Origin of the sequence: Acetobacter sp. KSO5 (genome assembly GCF_044094635.1) — a bacterium.
Taxonomy (GTDB): domain Bacteria; phylum Pseudomonadota; class Alphaproteobacteria; order Acetobacterales; family Acetobacteraceae; genus Acetobacter; species Acetobacter cerevisiae.
In genome coordinates this window covers 2,812,980-2,828,648 of sequence record NZ_CP172014.1, presented here as the reverse complement: position 1 = coordinate 2,828,648, position 15,669 = coordinate 2,812,980, and the positions used below count along the sequence as shown (strand labels likewise).

Below are 15,669 nucleotides of genomic sequence, written 5' to 3'. Positions count from 1 at the left end.
GAAATCAGGCGGCGTTACGGTCGCGCAGGAAGTGGAAGAACTCCACACCTTCACGCAGGCGACGTTTCATCATCTGCGGGGAACGGACCATTTCGCTCACGATGGAGGCAATCTTCGGTGCGCGGAAGTAGAACTTCTTGTAGAATTCTTCCACGCTGTTGAAGATTTCCGTGTGGGACAGATGCGGGTAGTGCAGCGGAGCCATCTGCACGCCGTTTTCGTCAATCAGTTCCGCATTGCTTTCGTCAAGCCACCCGTTTTCCGTCGCCTGCTTGTGCAGGGCTGTGCCGGGGTAGGGTGCGGCCAGAGAAACCTGCAACGTATGCGGGTTGATTTCCTTGGCGAAGTTGATGGTTTCCTGAATGGTTTCCTTCGTTTCGCCCGGCAGACCCAGAATGAAGGTGCCGTGAATTTTGATGCCGAGCTCGTGGCAGTTCTTGGTGAACTCCCGCGCGACTTCAACACGCATGCCTTTTTTGATGTTGTGCAGGATCTGCTGGTTCCCGCTTTCATAGCCAACCAGCAGCAGGCGCAGGCCGTTGTCCCGCAGGACTTTCAGCGTCTCACGCGGCACATTGGCCTTGGCGTTACAGGACCATGTCACACCCAGCTTGCCCAGCTCACGCGCAATGGCTTCTGCACGGGGCAGGTCATCGGTGAAGGTGTCATCGTCAAAGAAGAATTCTTTGACCTGCGGGAAATACTGCTTCGCCAGACGGATTTCCGCAGCCACATGTTCCGGGCTGCGTGTGCGGTAGCGATGGCCACCCACCGTCTGTGGCCACAGGCAGAAGGTGCAGCGGGATTTACAGCCACGGCCCGTATAGATGGAAATGTACGGGTGCATCAGATAGCCGATGAAGTAATCTTCAATCTTCAGATCACGCTTGTACACTTCGGTCACGAAGGGCAGGCTGTCCATGTCTTCAATCATGGCGCGGTCACGGTTGGTGATGATCTCACCCTTCTCGTTCCGCCAGGTAATGCCGTCTACATCCTTCAGGTCACGGCCTTCAGCAATTTCCTTGATGGTGTAGTCGAATTCATTGCGCGCCACGAAGTCGATCGGCGCACCCTTCAGCAGGCTTTCATCCGGCTGCACAGCAACCTTGGCCCCAACCATCCCGATTTTCAGGTTCGGGTTGGCGTCCTTGAGCATCTGGGCGACCTGCACGTCCTTGGCGAAGGACGGGGTGGAGGTGTGCAGAATCACCAGATCGCGGTTCTTCACGTCTTCCAGAATCGGCTCCATGCCCATGCGGGCCGGGGGAGCGTCAATCAGGCGGCTACCTTCCACCATGGCGGCCGGCTGGGCCAGCCATGTCGGATACCAGAACGATTTGATTTCGCGCTTTGCCTGATAGCGCGAACCAGCTCCGCCATCGAAGCCATCAAAGGACGGAGGCTGGAGAAAGAGGGTTCTCATCATTGTTCTGTGTCCTGCCAAGGCATGTGATCTGAGTTAATCAGAGGAATATGGGTAGGGATTTACTCTTGCGGAAGAGGCGAGACAACCCGTCTCAGCCTTCCGGTGATAATTGGCTGGCCGGAGGAGGCCCGACCGGGTGGGGAGCAACGTGCATGGTCTGCCCCCGCCAGTCCACCCGGGTACCACTGGCGCTGCCCACCATAATCGCGGCGGAAAGCCAGTCCCGCGCCGGCAGCAACAGCAGCGGCCAGAGAGGGCGCGAGCCTACGGCGCGGTTAATGACCAGCCCCGTAACAACCCGGATGGCCCAGACGCACCCAAACAGCACCAGTGGCCACAGGGCGTGGGGCTGAAACAGGATAGCCAGTGTGGCCCAGAACAGCGGGAGCTGAATGGAGGAGGCTCCATAGCCAGCCGGAGCCAGCGTACAGACCGTGCGGCCCCAGCGCAGTTCATGGGAGAGCAGTTCTGCAAAGTTGGGCTCACCGATGGTGGTCCAGGTCAGGCAGTCGGCAATGGTGATATCTTTGCCCAGCAGGCGGACCAGCCGCCCCAGCAGGGCATCATCCGCCACATGCGGCAGCAGCGCCTCAAGACCGCCGACAGCCTCCAGCACATCGCGCCGCAGCGCCATGGTGGCGCCCAGACAGTCCTGCCGGCCCAGATAACGGGAGAGCAGCACGCCGGGCAGAAAATTATGATTGATCTGGCAAGCGGCCAGCATCTGCACAATGGTGTTATGCGCAGGCAGACCAGCATAAAGCGTGGTGACCAGACCGGTATTGGGTTTGTGCAGGGCGCTGACGATATGCAGCATGTAATCCGGGCTGACATGAATGTCAGAATCGGAAATGATGAGCAGATCATGCCGGGCATACGGCAGGATGTTCATCAGATTGCTGATCTTGCGGTTCAGACCATGAACAGTCGGGTCCACGATCAGCTGCATGTCCAGATGCGGATGCCGCGCCTGCAGGCGATGAACGATGTCGATGGCGGGATCATCATGGTCCCGCACGCCAAACAGAATCTGGAATTCGGGATAGTCCTGCGTACAGAAGCTTTCCAGCGCTTCTTCCAGTAACGGCTCATCCCCGTAAAGAGGTTTGAGGACGGTTACAGGCGGCAGGGGTTTAAGGGTAACGGGCCGGCGCTCCGTGCGGCGGAAGCGCGCCAGCAGGGAAGCCCCGGCAATGGACTGAAGGCAGCCCGCCGCAGCCAGACCACTGCTGGCCAGCGCCAGAATGGAGAAAGCGGACATTACAAACCAGCCACTGTGCGGCCCATGACCGGGCAGTTTGTATGTCCGCTACGCATCACGCTCGTTATCCTGCTCAGTCGTTGGAGAAAGTTTTAACTTTACGTTCCAAGACATTGATCAGGCCCGACACGCCACCAGAGGTGAGTGTGGAGCTGAAGTCGGAACGCTGGGCGGCAGCCTGACTGATGCGGGAATCGCCCAGCAGAACATCAACAATTTTCCAGCCGGACGGCGTGCTGTGCATGATGTAGCTCAGCGGGGTGCCGGGCATGCTGTCATCCGCTCCGATATAGGTGTTCACGATCTTGTTACCACCAACGGGGGAGTTTTCAAGGCCCGGCTTCATGGTGAATCGGGCGTCAGTCCCCGGTTTGAAGCTGGACACATACCGCGCAATGGTAAAGTCCCGGAAGGCTGCCAGCAGCTTGGCTTTGTCCGCCGGAGCAAGAGCCTGATAGCGCACGCCAATGGAGGCATGCAGCACGGCATCCAGATCAAAAGCCTGATCCACGCCAGCGCCGACGACCTGGCTGCGCTCTGCAAAGCTGCTGTGCATATGCTGCGCTTTATCAAGAGCAGCATACAGCGCCTGAACAGGAGCACTCTCAGCCGTGGCCGGAGCCGACTGTGCGTGTGCAACGGGAGCAAACGGGGCGAGGCCCGCGGCGGGAAGCAGTGTCATGCCCAGACCGAGCACAAGCCCTGCGCGAAGAGAAATCGTTTTCATGCTCATGATTTTGTTCCCGTAGCACGGTTTGGCAAGTTCATTGAAAGCATGTCTCCGATGCCCAGCGCGCTGAGAGCGGTTTTGACGATGTGCGGGGCGGTGAGACCGGCCTGCTCGTACTGAGCGTCCTGCGAGTTATGGTCGATGAAGATATCGGGCAGGGTCATGGGGCGGAAGCGGACATGGTCCAGCAGGCCGGTATTGGCCAGATGCTGGCCCACCTGCGCGCCAAACCCGCCAATCGCGCCTTCTTCCAGCGTGATCAGCACCGCATGGTTGCGGGCCAGATTTTCCACCAGAGCGGTATCAATCGGCTTGGCAAAGCGGGCATCGGCCACGGTGGGCGGCAGGCCCTGCGCCGTGAGCAGATCGGCCGCTTTCAGGGCTTCCTTCAGCCTTGGGCCGAGCGAGAGGATGGCAATGCCGCCTTTCTCGCCGCCAGCCTGACGGCCCATCTCACGGATGATCCGACCCTTGCCGATTTCCAGAACCTGACCTTCTGCCGGCAGCTCCAGACCCAAGCCGCCACCACGCGGATAGCGCAGGGCAATCGGGCCTTCATCAAACTCGGTGGCGGTCGCCGTCATGTGCAGCAGTTCGACCTCGTCAGACGGGGCCATGATGCTCATGCCCGGCAGGCAGCCCAGATAGGCGATGTCGAAGGAGCCGGCATGGGTCGCCCCGTCGGCCCCGACCAGACCGGCGCGGTCAATGGCGAAGCGGACCGGCAGCTTCTGCAGCACCACGTCATGCATGACCTGATCATAGGCGCGCTGCAGGAAGGAGGAGTAGATGGCGCAGAAGGGGCGCAGGCCTTCGGTCGCCATACCTGCGGCAAAGGTCACGGCATGCTGCTCGGCAATGCCGACATCAAAGAAGCGGTCGGGATAGTTTTTTGCGAACGCATCCAGCCCGGTGCCGGACGGCATGGCGGCGGTGATGGCGGCAATCTTGTTGTCGGTTGCAGCCCGGCGCACCAGCTCCCGTGCAAACACGGAGGTGTAGGACGGCGGTCCGGCAGGGCCTTTTTTCTGCTCACCGGTGACGACGTTGAACTTGGCGACGGCGTGATACTTGTCCCCGGCCTTCTCGGCGGGCTGATAGCCGTGACCTTTTTCGGTCATCACATGCAGCAGGATGGGGCCGTTATCCGTATCGCGCAGGTTGCGCAGGATGGCGACCAGCTGCGGCAGGTCATGCCCGTCCACGGGGCCGACGTAATAGAAGCCCAGCTCTTCAAACAGCGTGCCGCCGGTAATCATGCCGCGGGCATACTCGTCCGCCTTGCGGGCGGTGCGTTCCACCGGGGCAGGCAGCTTCTTGACGACTTTGCCGGCCAGTTCACGCAGGCCCATGAACTTGCGGGAGGACATCAGGCGGGAGAGATAGTTGGACATCGCGCCGACCGGCGGGGCGATGGACATCTCGTTATCGTTGAGGATGACGATCAGCCGTTCAGCGCCCGGGCCAGCCACGGCGGCGTTGTTCATGGCCTCATACGCCATACCGGCGGAGATGGAGCCATCCCCGATCACGGCGATGACGCTGCGCTCATGGTAGGACGGGTCTTCTTCCGCGCGCAGATGGTGCGCCACGGCCATGCCCAGACCGGCAGAGATGGAGGTGGAGGAGTGCGCGGCCCCGAACGGGTCATACTCACTCTCGGACCGGCGGGTGAAGCCGGAGAGGCCACCCGGCTGGCGCAGGGTGCGGATACGGTCACGGCGACCGGTGAGGATCTTGTGCGGGTAGGCCTGATGGCCCACATCCCAGATCACCTTGTCGGCCGGGGTATCGAACACCGCATGCAGGGCCACAGTCAGTTCCACCACGCCCAGAGAGGCGCCCAGATGGCCACCGGTGGTGGAGACGGCGTCAATGGTCTCGGCCCGCAGCTCGTCCGCAATCTGCTTGAGCTGCTCGACCGAAAGGTTCCGCATGTCAGACGGGTAGGTCACCCGGTCCAGAGCAGGAAAACGGCCAAGGGTGGGGATCCGAGGCTTTGCATTTTTGTCGTGAGAACTGTCCATGCGATCGTTTCCATCTTCTTTTCTTGTAGGAAGCGGAATGCCGTCCGGGGAGGCTGGGCGGGATTTCGTTGCCGTCAGTGTGTCTTAACGTCGCGCGAAATATTTTCACACATCGCGATATCAGCCGTTTTGGTTTAATGTTTCTGGCCTGAACGCAAGCCTGCAATTAAAAGTAAGTGCATATTGTGTCTTTTTTGCCACATGTTTTGAAAAAGGCTTGAGCTTGACAAACGAGCCAACCTATATGCAGGCGAACAGTTCCATACGTGATTATGTGCGCAGCACCTGTGGTGGCCGTTACACGGTATGCAGGGGCTGGTTGCCCGGCATGGTCACGTTTTGACAGATTATGAAGTGTCTCACTCAGTTATGATGCAGGCGTCTCAGATGCGCCAAAGCGGGGGTTTATGGCCGTACCTATAATGCAGGCCGTCAGGGTCGGCAGTTATGTCGTCAAACAGCACATCACCGGGCGCAAGCGCTATCCGCTGGTTCTGATGCTTGAACCGCTTTTCCGCTGCAATCTGGCATGTGCCGGGTGTGGTAAGATCGATTATCCCGCAGCCATTCTCAACCAGCGCATGACCGTGCAGGAATGTCTGGATGCGGATGCGGAAGCAGGTGCACCCGTCATCGCCGTGGCCGGGGGTGAACCCCTGCTGCACAAGGAGATGCCGGAGATTGTCCGTGGCCTGATCGCCCGGAAAAAATACGTCTATCTGTGCACGAACGCCCTTCTGCTTGAAAAGAAGATGGATGAGTACGAACCCTCTCCGTTCTTCTCATGGGACGTGCATCTGGATGGCGACAAGTCCATGCACGATTCCTCCGTCTGTCAGGACGGGGTGTATGAACGCGCTGTGGCGGCCATCAAAAAGGCCAAGGCACGCGGCTTCCGTCTCTCCATCAACTGCACCCTGTTTGACGGGGCAGACCCCAAGCGCGTGGCATCCTTCTTTGATGAAGTGATGGCGATGGGCGTGGATGGAATCATGACGGCTCCGGGTTATGCGTATGAACGTGCGCCTGACCAGGAACACTTCCTCAACCGTCAGAAAACCAAGCAGCTCTTCCGTGACATCTTCCGTCTGGGCAAGGGTAAGAAATGGCGGTTTACGCAGTCTCCGCTGTTCCTGAACTTCCTGGCGGGCAATGAGCAGTATCACTGCACCCCCTGGGGCAAGCCGCTGCGTAACGTCTTTGGCTGGCAGCGTCCGTGCTATCTGCTGGGTGAAGGTTATGCCAAGTCTTTTAATGAGCTGATGGAAGACACCAAGTGGGACGATTACGGCACCGGTAACTATGAAAAGTGCGCTGACTGCATGGTGCACTCCGGTTACGAATCCACCGCTGTGATGGATGCCGTGCGCCGCCCCTGGCACATTGCAAAAGTCGCTCTGTTCGGCCCGGAAACCGAAAAGCCGATGGCTCCGGAAATCTCCCTCGCCAACCAGCGGCCTGCTCAGTACGTCTTCTCCAAGCAGGTGGAAGAGCAGATGGAAGAAATTGCTGCCCGCAAGCCTGCCAAGGCTCCGCGTGTGAAGGTGATCCGCACCGATGCCGCCAATGCCGATGCGGCTCCGACCAAAGCAGCGCCGGTGGAAGCAACTGCTGCCGACTGAGCCTTTCCTCAGTTTGCGACTCCATGAAAGGAGCGGCTCCCGCACAGGGGCTGCTCTTTTTTTGTACGGTGCTCCGGCGTGTTGAGGCTGTTTTTCCTCTGTTTTGTCTCTCTGGCTGGCATACGCTGCCTGCATAAGAGGTGGGGTGTAAGCTCGTTTTCCGCATAGGGATGTGCGCTGGCAGGCATGGCCAGCGCGTACTGGCCTCAGGGGCCATCATCCCCTATCGTGCATTTTCCTTCGTCACGCAGGGCCACCGCATTTCATGACTGCTTCCATTCTTATCATTTTTTTACTGGTTATTCTGAACGCCGTTTTTGCCATGGGGGAACTGGCTCTGATTTCGGTCAGAATGCCGCGTCTGGCCATTTTGCGGGAGCAGGGCATGCGGGGCGCAGACCGCGCCATGCGTCTGGCGGAAGACCCGCAGATTTTCCTGCCCACAGTGCAGGTCGGCATGACGCTGGTGTCCATTCTGGAAGGGACGTTCGGTGGGGTGCAGGTTGAAGCGCATCTCACGCCTCTGTTGGAAAAGATCGATTTTCTCCGGCCTGTGGCGGCTCAGGTCTCCATGGTGCTGGTGGTTATCGCCATTACGGCTCTCATGCTGGTGCTGGGTGAACTGGTGCCCAAACAGCTGGCGTTGCGTGAGCCCGAAAAAATGGCGGCCCGTCTGGCTATGCCGCTGGAAATTCTGGCGCACGCCACGCGCCCGGTGGTGTGGGTGCTGCGACAGTCTTCCAACATCGTGCTCAAGCTGATGGGGGCTGGCGATGCCGTGAGCCAGACGCTGACGGAAGAAGAACTCAAGGCCTATATCGCAGAAGGGGCTCGCTCCGGTGTGCTGGAGCATGAAGAGCGCACCATGATCGAGCGCTTGCTACGTCTGGCAGACAGGCCGGTGCGCGCCATCATGACGCCGCGTAATGAGCTGTACTGGATTGATCGCCATGCCGGGCGTGACGCGCTGATCAAGGCGCTCAAACAGACAACCTATGCCCGTCTGGTGGTGTGTGAAGGCGGCGTGGATAACCCGGTCGGGGTCGTGCTGGCAAAGGACATGCTGGACCGTATGCTGGATGGCATGCCTGTCTCTATAGAAGCTGGCCTGCGGCAGATGGTGGTGGTGCCTGACAGCATTTCAGCGCTGGATATGCTGGAGCGGATGCGCAGTATTTCTCTGGGCATGGCGTTTGTGTTTGACGAATACGGCTCGTTTGAAGGGGTCGTGACAGCGTCTGACCTGTTTGATGCCATTGTGGGTGAGGGCGGTCATGACGCCTCTCAGACCACCGCAGCCCATCACGCGCCCACACAGGATGATGTCCTGCTGATGGACGGCACGGAGTCTGCTGATGAAGTGAAAGACCGCCTCGGCCTGCGGAGCCTGCCGGATGAGGGCAGTTACCATACGCTGGGCGGCCTGATTCTGGCTCTGCTCCGTCGCGTGCCCGCCATTGGGGATAAGGTGGTCTATTCCGGCTGGCTGTTTGAAGTGCTGGAAATGGAAGGCCGCCGCGTCTCCCGCGTGCGGGCCAGCCGACAGGTTCTGGCCGAAAACTGAGAACCAAAAATCTATCGAACAAACGGCCTGAACAGAGGGATCTGTCAGGCCGTTTTTATGTGAGGCAAGTGGCGGTCAGACATGCGGGACTATTGCTGGACCTGCACAGGGGGCGTGCCGCAATGGGGTGTAACAGGCCAGAAGGCCTGCGCGGTTTCCTGCTGCACTTTTGAAATCTGGGTTTGAATCCATTGCATATATTCGTGCAGCCCACGGATGATGATGTCATCCACCGTCTGGTCTGCCAGTGTGACGCGCAGTTCTGCCACCCGTTCCTGAATAGGAGAGCAGAGGCGGCGCAGACTGCCATGCCCGGCAAGGGTGCTGAGGGTGCTGTCCAGCAGACGCAGGCTTGTTGTCAGAGAACGCGGAAAGGCATCGTTTTTCAGCAAGAAGCCCACAACATTGGCGGGCGTTGTCATCACCGGCTGTAAACGCCGGAAGGCATGATACGCTGCAGCGGAGCGCAGGATGGACGCCCATTGGGTAATGTCAATTTCAGACCCGACTGCCTCATGGCCCGGCAGAAGCGTATGGTAGCGGATATCAATCAGGCGGGTAATCTGGTCACTACGCTCCAGATGTTTGCCCAGCAGATAGAACAGCCACGCCTGATCCCGATACAAGGTACCTTCGGTGACGCCAAAATGGGTCTGGCATTCCTGTTTCAGTCGGTTGCACAGGCCGGAAAGGCTGTTCATCCGGATATCGGAGGGCTGCAGGTCCAGCACCCAGCGGGTAAAGACGTTGAGCTGCATCCACATCTCCGTTGAAATCAACGGACGGACAGCACGCGCATTTTCCCGCACGGAATGCGCCATGGCCTTGATGGAGTTCGGGTTTTCCTTTTCCGTCACGTAAAAGGCGATCACATCCTGTTCCGTGACAGTCTGATGGCGGGCGTAAAAACAATCCTCATCAGAATGGATCTGCAGAATGGTATCCCACCCCGGCTGACCATCCGGCCCGCGCACAAAGCTTTCCGTAACTTCCAGAAGCCGGGCCAGATTTTCAATACGCTCCATATAGCGTGCCAGCCACATCATGCACTCGCCGTAGCGCGAGAGCAGATTGTTCAGCCCCGGCTGCATATGGAAAAGGCCTGTGGAAATTTCACTCATGATGCCAGCACCCACGTATCTTTGGAGCCACCTCCCTGTGACGAATTGACGACGAGTGAGCCTTTCCGCAGCGCCACGCGGGAAAGGCCTCCCGGCAGAACCCATGTGGAGCGGCCCGTCAGTGCAAAGGGGCGCAGGTCCACGTGGCGTGCTTCCACACCGTTGGGGCAAAGGGTGGGGGAGACGGAAAGATTGACCACCGGCTGGCTGATGTAATTGCCGGGGTTCTCTTTCAGCCTGCGGCGGAACTCATCCAGTTCGTCCTGCGTGGCATGCGGGCCAATCAGCAGGCCATAGCCACCGGACTCACCAACGGGTTTGATCACCAGCTTGTCTATATTGGCCAGTGTGTAGGCGAGCCCTTCCGGTTCTGCGCAGATATGGGTATCGACACTGTCCAGAATGGGGTCCTGATCGAGATAATAGCGGATAATGCGCGGCATATAGGCATAAACGGCTTTATCATCCGCGACCCCTGTGCCCAGCGCATTGGCAATGGTGACATTTCCGCGGCGATAGGCTTCGACCAGTCCCGGCACGCCCAGCATGCTGTCCGGATTGAAAGCCAGAGGGTCCAGAAACTCATCATTCAGGCGGCGATAAATAGCATGGACAGGCCGCAGTCCCGCTACGGTGCGCATGAACACACGGTGGTTTTCCACCACCAGATCCTTACCTTCCACCAGTGGCACGCCCATCTCGCGCGCCAGAAAAACATGCTCAAAATACGCGGAATTATAAATACCGGGAGAAAGCAGAACGACCTGCGGGTCCAGCACACCTTCCGGCGAGACTTCGCACAGGCTCTGGTGCAGTTTTAGCCCATATTCATCTACGGAGCGGAGCGGAAGACCAGCGACCAGATCCGGCATAAGCCGCAGCATCATATGCCGGTTTTCAATAACGTAAGAGACGCCGGAGGGGGTGCGCGCGTTATCTTCCAGAATCAGAAAACGCCCGTTCTGGTCACGGATTAAGTCTGTACCGTTAATATGCACATACACGCCACCGGGCACGTTCAGCCCGACCATGGCCTCACAGTAATTCGGATTGTTCAGCACGAGGTCTGCCGGGATAACCCCGTCCCGCAGAATGGCACGGTCATGATAGATATCGTGCAGGAACAGATTAATGGCCTGAACGCGCTGCTGCACGCCGCGCTCAATATGGTCCCATTCCGCAGCGGTGATGACGCGGGGAATGACATCAAACGGCAGCACACGGTCTATCGCCTCGCGGTCTGAATAGACGGTGAAGGTAATGCCCAGCCGGTACAGCTGGGCCTCTGCCGCTGTTGTGCGGTGCCGCAGGTCCGCCAGCGTAAAATGGGCCAGACGGTTTTTTACAGCCTGCAGAGCAGGGGGAATGCCATCCTTGCGGTTCATGAGTTCACAGAAGAAATCCGGAACATCATACGCGGCAAAAATACCAGCCGCCTGAACGGGTGCATGGAGTGGCGTGTCATTCATACCCTGACTCCCGATATGAGGTCCGACACTTCTGGCGGGTCCGGAAACCTGCGCCTCTGCATGCCGTTTCGTTACGGTTAATTACTTAAGACGAGCAGGATTTCAGGCGTTTGCCAAGCCGCAAAACAGAAAATTGTTCTTTTAACGGAATATCATGCGCAGGGGGCTGGTCTGCCATGGATTAATGCTGATACCGTATACGCATTCATACGCCATAAGCGGTTTCTCCCGTCCTGTGGCAGGAGAGGAACAGGGCGTTTCAGCATGAGCAGGGTGTTCAGGGCCGTACCACCATGAGTTCACACGTCATGCTGACCCACACGACCCGGTATCGGTATGACCGGCCTGTTTTTCTGGGACCACAGACTATCCGCCTGCGCCCTTCCGGCACGGCCAGAACACCGGTGCGGTCCTATGCTTTGCGGGTTGATCCGGTCGCGAGCAAACAGAGTTGGCATCAGGATGGCTTCGGCAATAATGTTGCGGAAGTCGTGTTTGCGGAACGCGTGACGCATTTTGATATCACTGTGCGACTTGAAGCCGATCTGACACCCAGAAATCCGTTTGATTTCACGCTTGCTCCAGCGGCGCGCCGCTGGACGCCGCCTGTCGCTTTTGCCACGACCTTGAGTGAAGAAAGCGCACCAGCGCAGCACCAACAACAAGCCATGCAGCAACAGCAGCAGGCGTGTGCGATCGCGGGGTCTCAGCAGGCTGAGACAGATCTGCCCGCCTGCCCGCACCAGTTTTACACACCGGAAGAACAGGCCAAACTGGCCCTGTATCGCGCAACACCTCCCGCCGGACCGCACCTGCACGCGTTTCTGACGGACTGGGTGGAAAAAGCTCCGCGCGATACGCTGGATATGCTGGTGGCACTCAATCGCGCTCTGGCCGCGCGCATTGGGTATCAGTTGCGCCTTGAACCCGGCGTCTGGAGCCCGGAAGAAACGCTGGCCCGAGGGGTTGGCTCCTGTCGGGACAGTGCCTGGCTGATGATCGCCCTGTTGCGGCATCTGGGTTTTGCCGCCCGGTTTGTCTCGGGATATCTGATCCAGTCCAGCCAGACGGCGGAGGGCGAAGAGGCCCTGACCTGTGACCTGCACGCATGGGCTGAAGCCTTTCTGCCTGGTGCCGGCTGGGTGGGGTTTGATACCACTTCCGGGCTGCTGACAGCACAGGGCCACCTGCCGCTGGCAGCCACACCCGCCCCGGAGCAGGCTGCTCCGGTTACGGGCCTGCTGGACCAGTGCAAAGCCACGTTTGATGTCTCCATGCAAACTGATCGTCTGGTGATGCCAGACAGCGTCTGATTGACTGGTTTTCCTTGCGTTACGATCCCGGACGCAAGAGAGTGATCAGCATGAGGCTTTTTACCTGTCAGTCCTGTGAGCAGATTCTGTTTTTTGAAAACACAGTCTGTGAGCATTGCAAACATCAGCTTGGGTATCTGCCGGGGCTCTCAGTGTTGTCTGCACTGGAGCCTGTTGAGGGCGGCCTGTGGCGGCCCTTAGAGCCGCGTATCCGTCAGGCGGAGCTGGCCTATTGTGCCAACCATGCGCATGACGTGTGCAACTGGATGACGATGCCTAATGAATCCGGGCATCCGTCTTTCTGTTTTGCCTGCCGGTTTAATCGCATCATCCCCAATCTGGATAAGCCGGAAAATCTGGAACGCTGGCACAAGCTGGAAGTCGCAAAGCACCGTTTGTTCTACACGCTGTTGCGCCTGAAACTGCCCATGAAAACCCGGCTGGAAGACCCATTGGGCGGTCTGGTGTTTGACTTTCTGGATGACCCGCCAGACGGCTCTTCGGCGGTGATGACCGGCCATAATAACGGTGTGATCACCATTGCTCTGCGTGAGGCGGATGATGCCTGCCGTGAGCGGATGCGTGTGGAAATGGGAGAATATTACCGCACGCTTCTGGGGCATTTTCGGCATGAAGTCGGGCATTATTACTGGAATGTGCTGGTGCGGGACGCCGGGCGGCTGGACGCCTGCCGTGCGGTGTTTGGGGATGACCGGGCCGATTATCAGCAGGCTCTGCAAACCTATTATGACAGCCCGCGCCCGACGGACTGGCAGACGCATCACGTCAGCATTTACGCCACGTCTCACCCGTGGGAAGATTTTGCGGAAACATGGGCACATTATCTGCATATTGTCTCAACTCTTGAGACAGCATGGGCCTATGGAGTCTCGATCAATCCGGCTCTGGCCGGGGCGCAGCCCTCATCGTCTCCGCAGCATGGAGACCCTTATACCGAGGCCTCTTTTGATGAGATTATGCAGGCATGGCTGCCGCTGACTTATGCCGTCAACAGCCTGAACCGCTCCATGGGGTTGCCTGATTTTTACCCGTTTGTGCTGACGCAGGGTGTGGTGAACAAACTCTCATTTATCCACACCCTCATTCGGGAAACGCAGGCTTTGCGGTCCTGCTAAACCCCAGTCCTGCATTGTCTGATTAGTGCAGAACCCGCGTATTAATGGTGTGGGCCAGAGCCTGCTCGTCCGCAAAATCCGGCCACTCATTCCGTGCCAGTGCGGTGAGGGAGGGGGTCGGCAGTTTCAGCTTGGCGGCATAGATCCACAGATAGGAGAGCGCCCGATGGACGTAATCCCGTGTTTCCGTGTTGGGAATCAGTTCCATGAACAGCAGCGGATCATCTGAGGAAGAAGCCGCTTTTTCCCACCGGGCCAGCGCCGTGGGGCCAGCATTGTAGCTGGCCAGCAGGCGGATCATATCGCCACCACGCAGAGACGTGTGGGCGTTATGGCGCGTCAGGTCCGCCAGATACTGCACATACCGCTGCCCGATTTCCAGATTCAGGCTGGGGTCATGCAAGTCACTGGTCGCGTTTTCAAACCGGTGGTTCAGGGTATTGGGCGGGCTTGTCACAAAATCAGCCGTCAACGGGCGGATCTGCATCAGGCCATGCGCCCCGGCACCGGATACGGCCTGTGGGTCAAAGTTCGATTCCAGCCGGGTCAGCGCGTAGACTAGCGCCGGATCCATAATAAACCCGTGGCGTGGCTTGAGCAGGGGGAGCGGCAGATTTTGCTGCTCCGGCCCCTGTGCCGAGGAGTGGGCCTGCAGGGCGTCTGACATCTCGGCAGAGAGGTCATGCAGGCCTGCGGCATCCGCCACCAGCTGGAAGGACCGGGCAAGTGTTACGTCATGCAGGTCCGGCCAGGCCCGGCGGATGGTGTTTTCCGCCCGTTCCTGCTCCCCGACCTGCAGCAGCGCAAACACCCGCCGCCCGATATCGGTCGCCCCTACGGCTTCAATATCAATTTCTGTCAGAACCTGTGCCGAGGGCGCTTTGCCTGAAGGTTCCAGCGGGGAGAAGCTGACTTTCCGCACATGGTCGTGCTCATGCTCATGGCTGGCGCTTGCATGATGCAGAATGCGGGTGGCCAGAAGCCCGTAAAAGGTTGTTGGAAAAGCCTCCGCGTGCTGGAGCCAGGTATGGCGGGCATGGTCCTGCCCGAGCTTTTCGTGCGTGCGAGCGGCCCAGAAGGCACACGCGGCGCGCATTTCCGGCGTAGCGGTTGCGGCGTGAGAGGCTTTTTCAAAGAAAGGTGCAGCCTGCTCATAATCCCCCTGCTGCCACAGGGCCAGTCCGGCCACATAGCCTGCCAGAGCATTTTTGTTCCGGGAGCCTTCAACTGCGGTCTGGCTGATCTCCAGCGCCACATCCGTTTCCCCGGCATTGAGCATCGCCTGAGCGGTTTCTGCCTGAAGCTGGGCGGCGTAGGCGGGCGTCATGCCCGGTGTGGCGGTAATCAGATGCAGGGCGCTGTGCACGCCCTTCAGGCCCCAGCCGGTGCGTTCGCGCAGGGTGCGGTCCAGCAGCGGGTTACGGGTAAAGTCCAGCGTTAGCGGGTCAGCCGGGATGCTGGTGTGGTCCGGCGCCAGATGGGTGGAGACCGGCACGGGCGGCAACGGCCCCCCATGCTGGGGCAGGGCGGCCAGACGGGCCCAGATGGCGGCACCGTCGGCATAGGAGACATATTTCTTCAGCCAGGCCCGCAGTTCCGTCGCACCGGGATGGTAGGAGGGGTTGAGATAGCGGTCGGCCTCAATATCACCCAGCAGCGTGGCGTCTGTAAGCCGGGTCGTGCTGGTAATGGCTTCGGCAAAGGCCCCCTGTCGCTGGAGGCGGAAGATGGACTTGATCTGTGTGCTGACTTCCGGGGAGAGCGGCTTTGGCAGGGGAATGTCATCCCCCTCCGGAAACGCCTGTCGTGGCATGACCATCGCAAGCTCTTCGCTGTGCGTGTCCTGCCCCGTCCCGGGGAGCTTGGCATAGGCTTTCGTCGCTACGACGGAAGCACCGGCCAAAAGGGCGGCTCCGGCCATAAAGGCCTTTGCCGCGATTTGATGAGGGATCTGTCCTATCGCTCGCATGGCTGGCGGGGTCTATGAGGTTCTGCGC

General features: G+C 59.1%; 11 protein-coding genes. 4 read left to right on the top strand and 7 right to left on the bottom strand.

The features are described 5' to 3' along the window. Positions 1–4: 4 nt before the first annotated feature. From hpnJ to dxs, 4 genes are all read right to left on the bottom strand, one after another. On the bottom strand, positions 5–1,429 hold the full coding sequence (gene hpnJ, locus ACHQGU_RS12750; RefSeq protein ID WP_043550193.1) for a hopanoid biosynthesis associated radical SAM protein HpnJ: 1,425 nt from the start codon (positions 1,427–1,429) through the stop codon (positions 5–7). Positions 1,430–1,520: 91 nt separating this feature from the next. Next, positions 1,521–2,690 (bottom strand): bacteriohopanetetrol glucosamine biosynthesis glycosyltransferase HpnI, encoded by a 1,170-nt coding sequence (gene hpnI, locus ACHQGU_RS12745; RefSeq protein WP_062141955.1) that lies wholly within the window; start codon positions 2,688–2,690, stop codon positions 1,521–1,523. A 73-nt stretch (positions 2,691–2,763) separates the two neighbouring features. Continuing rightward, complete coding sequence (locus ACHQGU_RS12740) at positions 2,764–3,417, bottom strand: ABC transporter substrate-binding protein (protein WP_062141954.1); 654 nt, start codon at positions 3,415–3,417, stop codon at positions 2,764–2,766. A gap of 2 nt (positions 3,418–3,419) precedes the next feature. Next, positions 3,420–5,447: a 1-deoxy-D-xylulose-5-phosphate synthase gene (gene dxs / locus ACHQGU_RS12735; protein WP_395495268.1), complete on the bottom strand. Its 2,028-nt coding sequence runs from the start codon at positions 5,445–5,447 to the stop codon at positions 3,420–3,422. 407 nt (positions 5,448–5,854) lie between these two features. Between dxs and hpnH the strand changes: the two genes are divergently transcribed. Further along, positions 5,855–7,069: an adenosyl-hopene transferase HpnH gene (hpnH, locus tag ACHQGU_RS12730; protein ID WP_395495267.1), complete on the top strand. Its 1,215-nt coding sequence runs from the start codon at positions 5,855–5,857 to the stop codon at positions 7,067–7,069. A 265-nt stretch (positions 7,070–7,334) separates the two neighbouring features. Continuing rightward, entirely contained in the window at positions 7,335–8,633 is a 1,299-nt protein-coding gene (locus ACHQGU_RS12725; RefSeq protein WP_062142131.1) for a hemolysin family protein, read from the top strand. 89 nt (positions 8,634–8,722) lie between these two features. Here ACHQGU_RS12725 and ACHQGU_RS12720 read toward each other — a convergent pair whose 3' ends face one another. Together ACHQGU_RS12720 and ACHQGU_RS12715 are read right to left on the bottom strand one after the other, a co-directional pair. Beyond that, positions 8,723–9,769 carry an alpha-E domain-containing protein gene (locus ACHQGU_RS12720; protein WP_395495266.1) on the bottom strand — a complete coding sequence of 349 codons (1,047 nt, stop codon included), beginning with the start codon at positions 9,767–9,769 and terminating at the stop codon, positions 8,723–8,725. Further along, on the bottom strand, positions 9,751–11,223 hold the full coding sequence (locus ACHQGU_RS12715; RefSeq protein WP_279184813.1) for a circularly permuted type 2 ATP-grasp protein: 1,473 nt from the start codon (positions 11,221–11,223) through the stop codon (positions 9,751–9,753). The genes ACHQGU_RS12720 and ACHQGU_RS12715 overlap by 19 nt, the downstream gene beginning before the upstream one ends. Before the next feature lie 293 nt (positions 11,224–11,516). Between ACHQGU_RS12715 and ACHQGU_RS12710 the strand changes: the two genes are divergently transcribed. Further along, on the top strand, positions 11,517–12,536 hold the full coding sequence (locus ACHQGU_RS12710; RefSeq protein WP_279184812.1) for a transglutaminase family protein: 1,020 nt from the start codon (positions 11,517–11,519) through the stop codon (positions 12,534–12,536). Between the two features lie 50 nt (positions 12,537–12,586). Beyond that, a complete protein-coding gene (locus ACHQGU_RS12705; RefSeq protein ID WP_062142134.1) occupies positions 12,587–13,672 on the top strand; it encodes a putative zinc-binding metallopeptidase in 1,086 nt (361 codons plus the stop codon). Positions 13,673–13,694: 22 nt separating this feature from the next. Here ACHQGU_RS12705 and ACHQGU_RS12700 read toward each other — a convergent pair whose 3' ends face one another. Then, entirely contained in the window at positions 13,695–15,641 is a 1,947-nt protein-coding gene (locus tag ACHQGU_RS12700) for a transglycosylase SLT domain-containing protein (RefSeq protein ID WP_395495265.1), read from the bottom strand. Between the last annotated feature and the right edge of the window lie 28 nt (positions 15,642–15,669).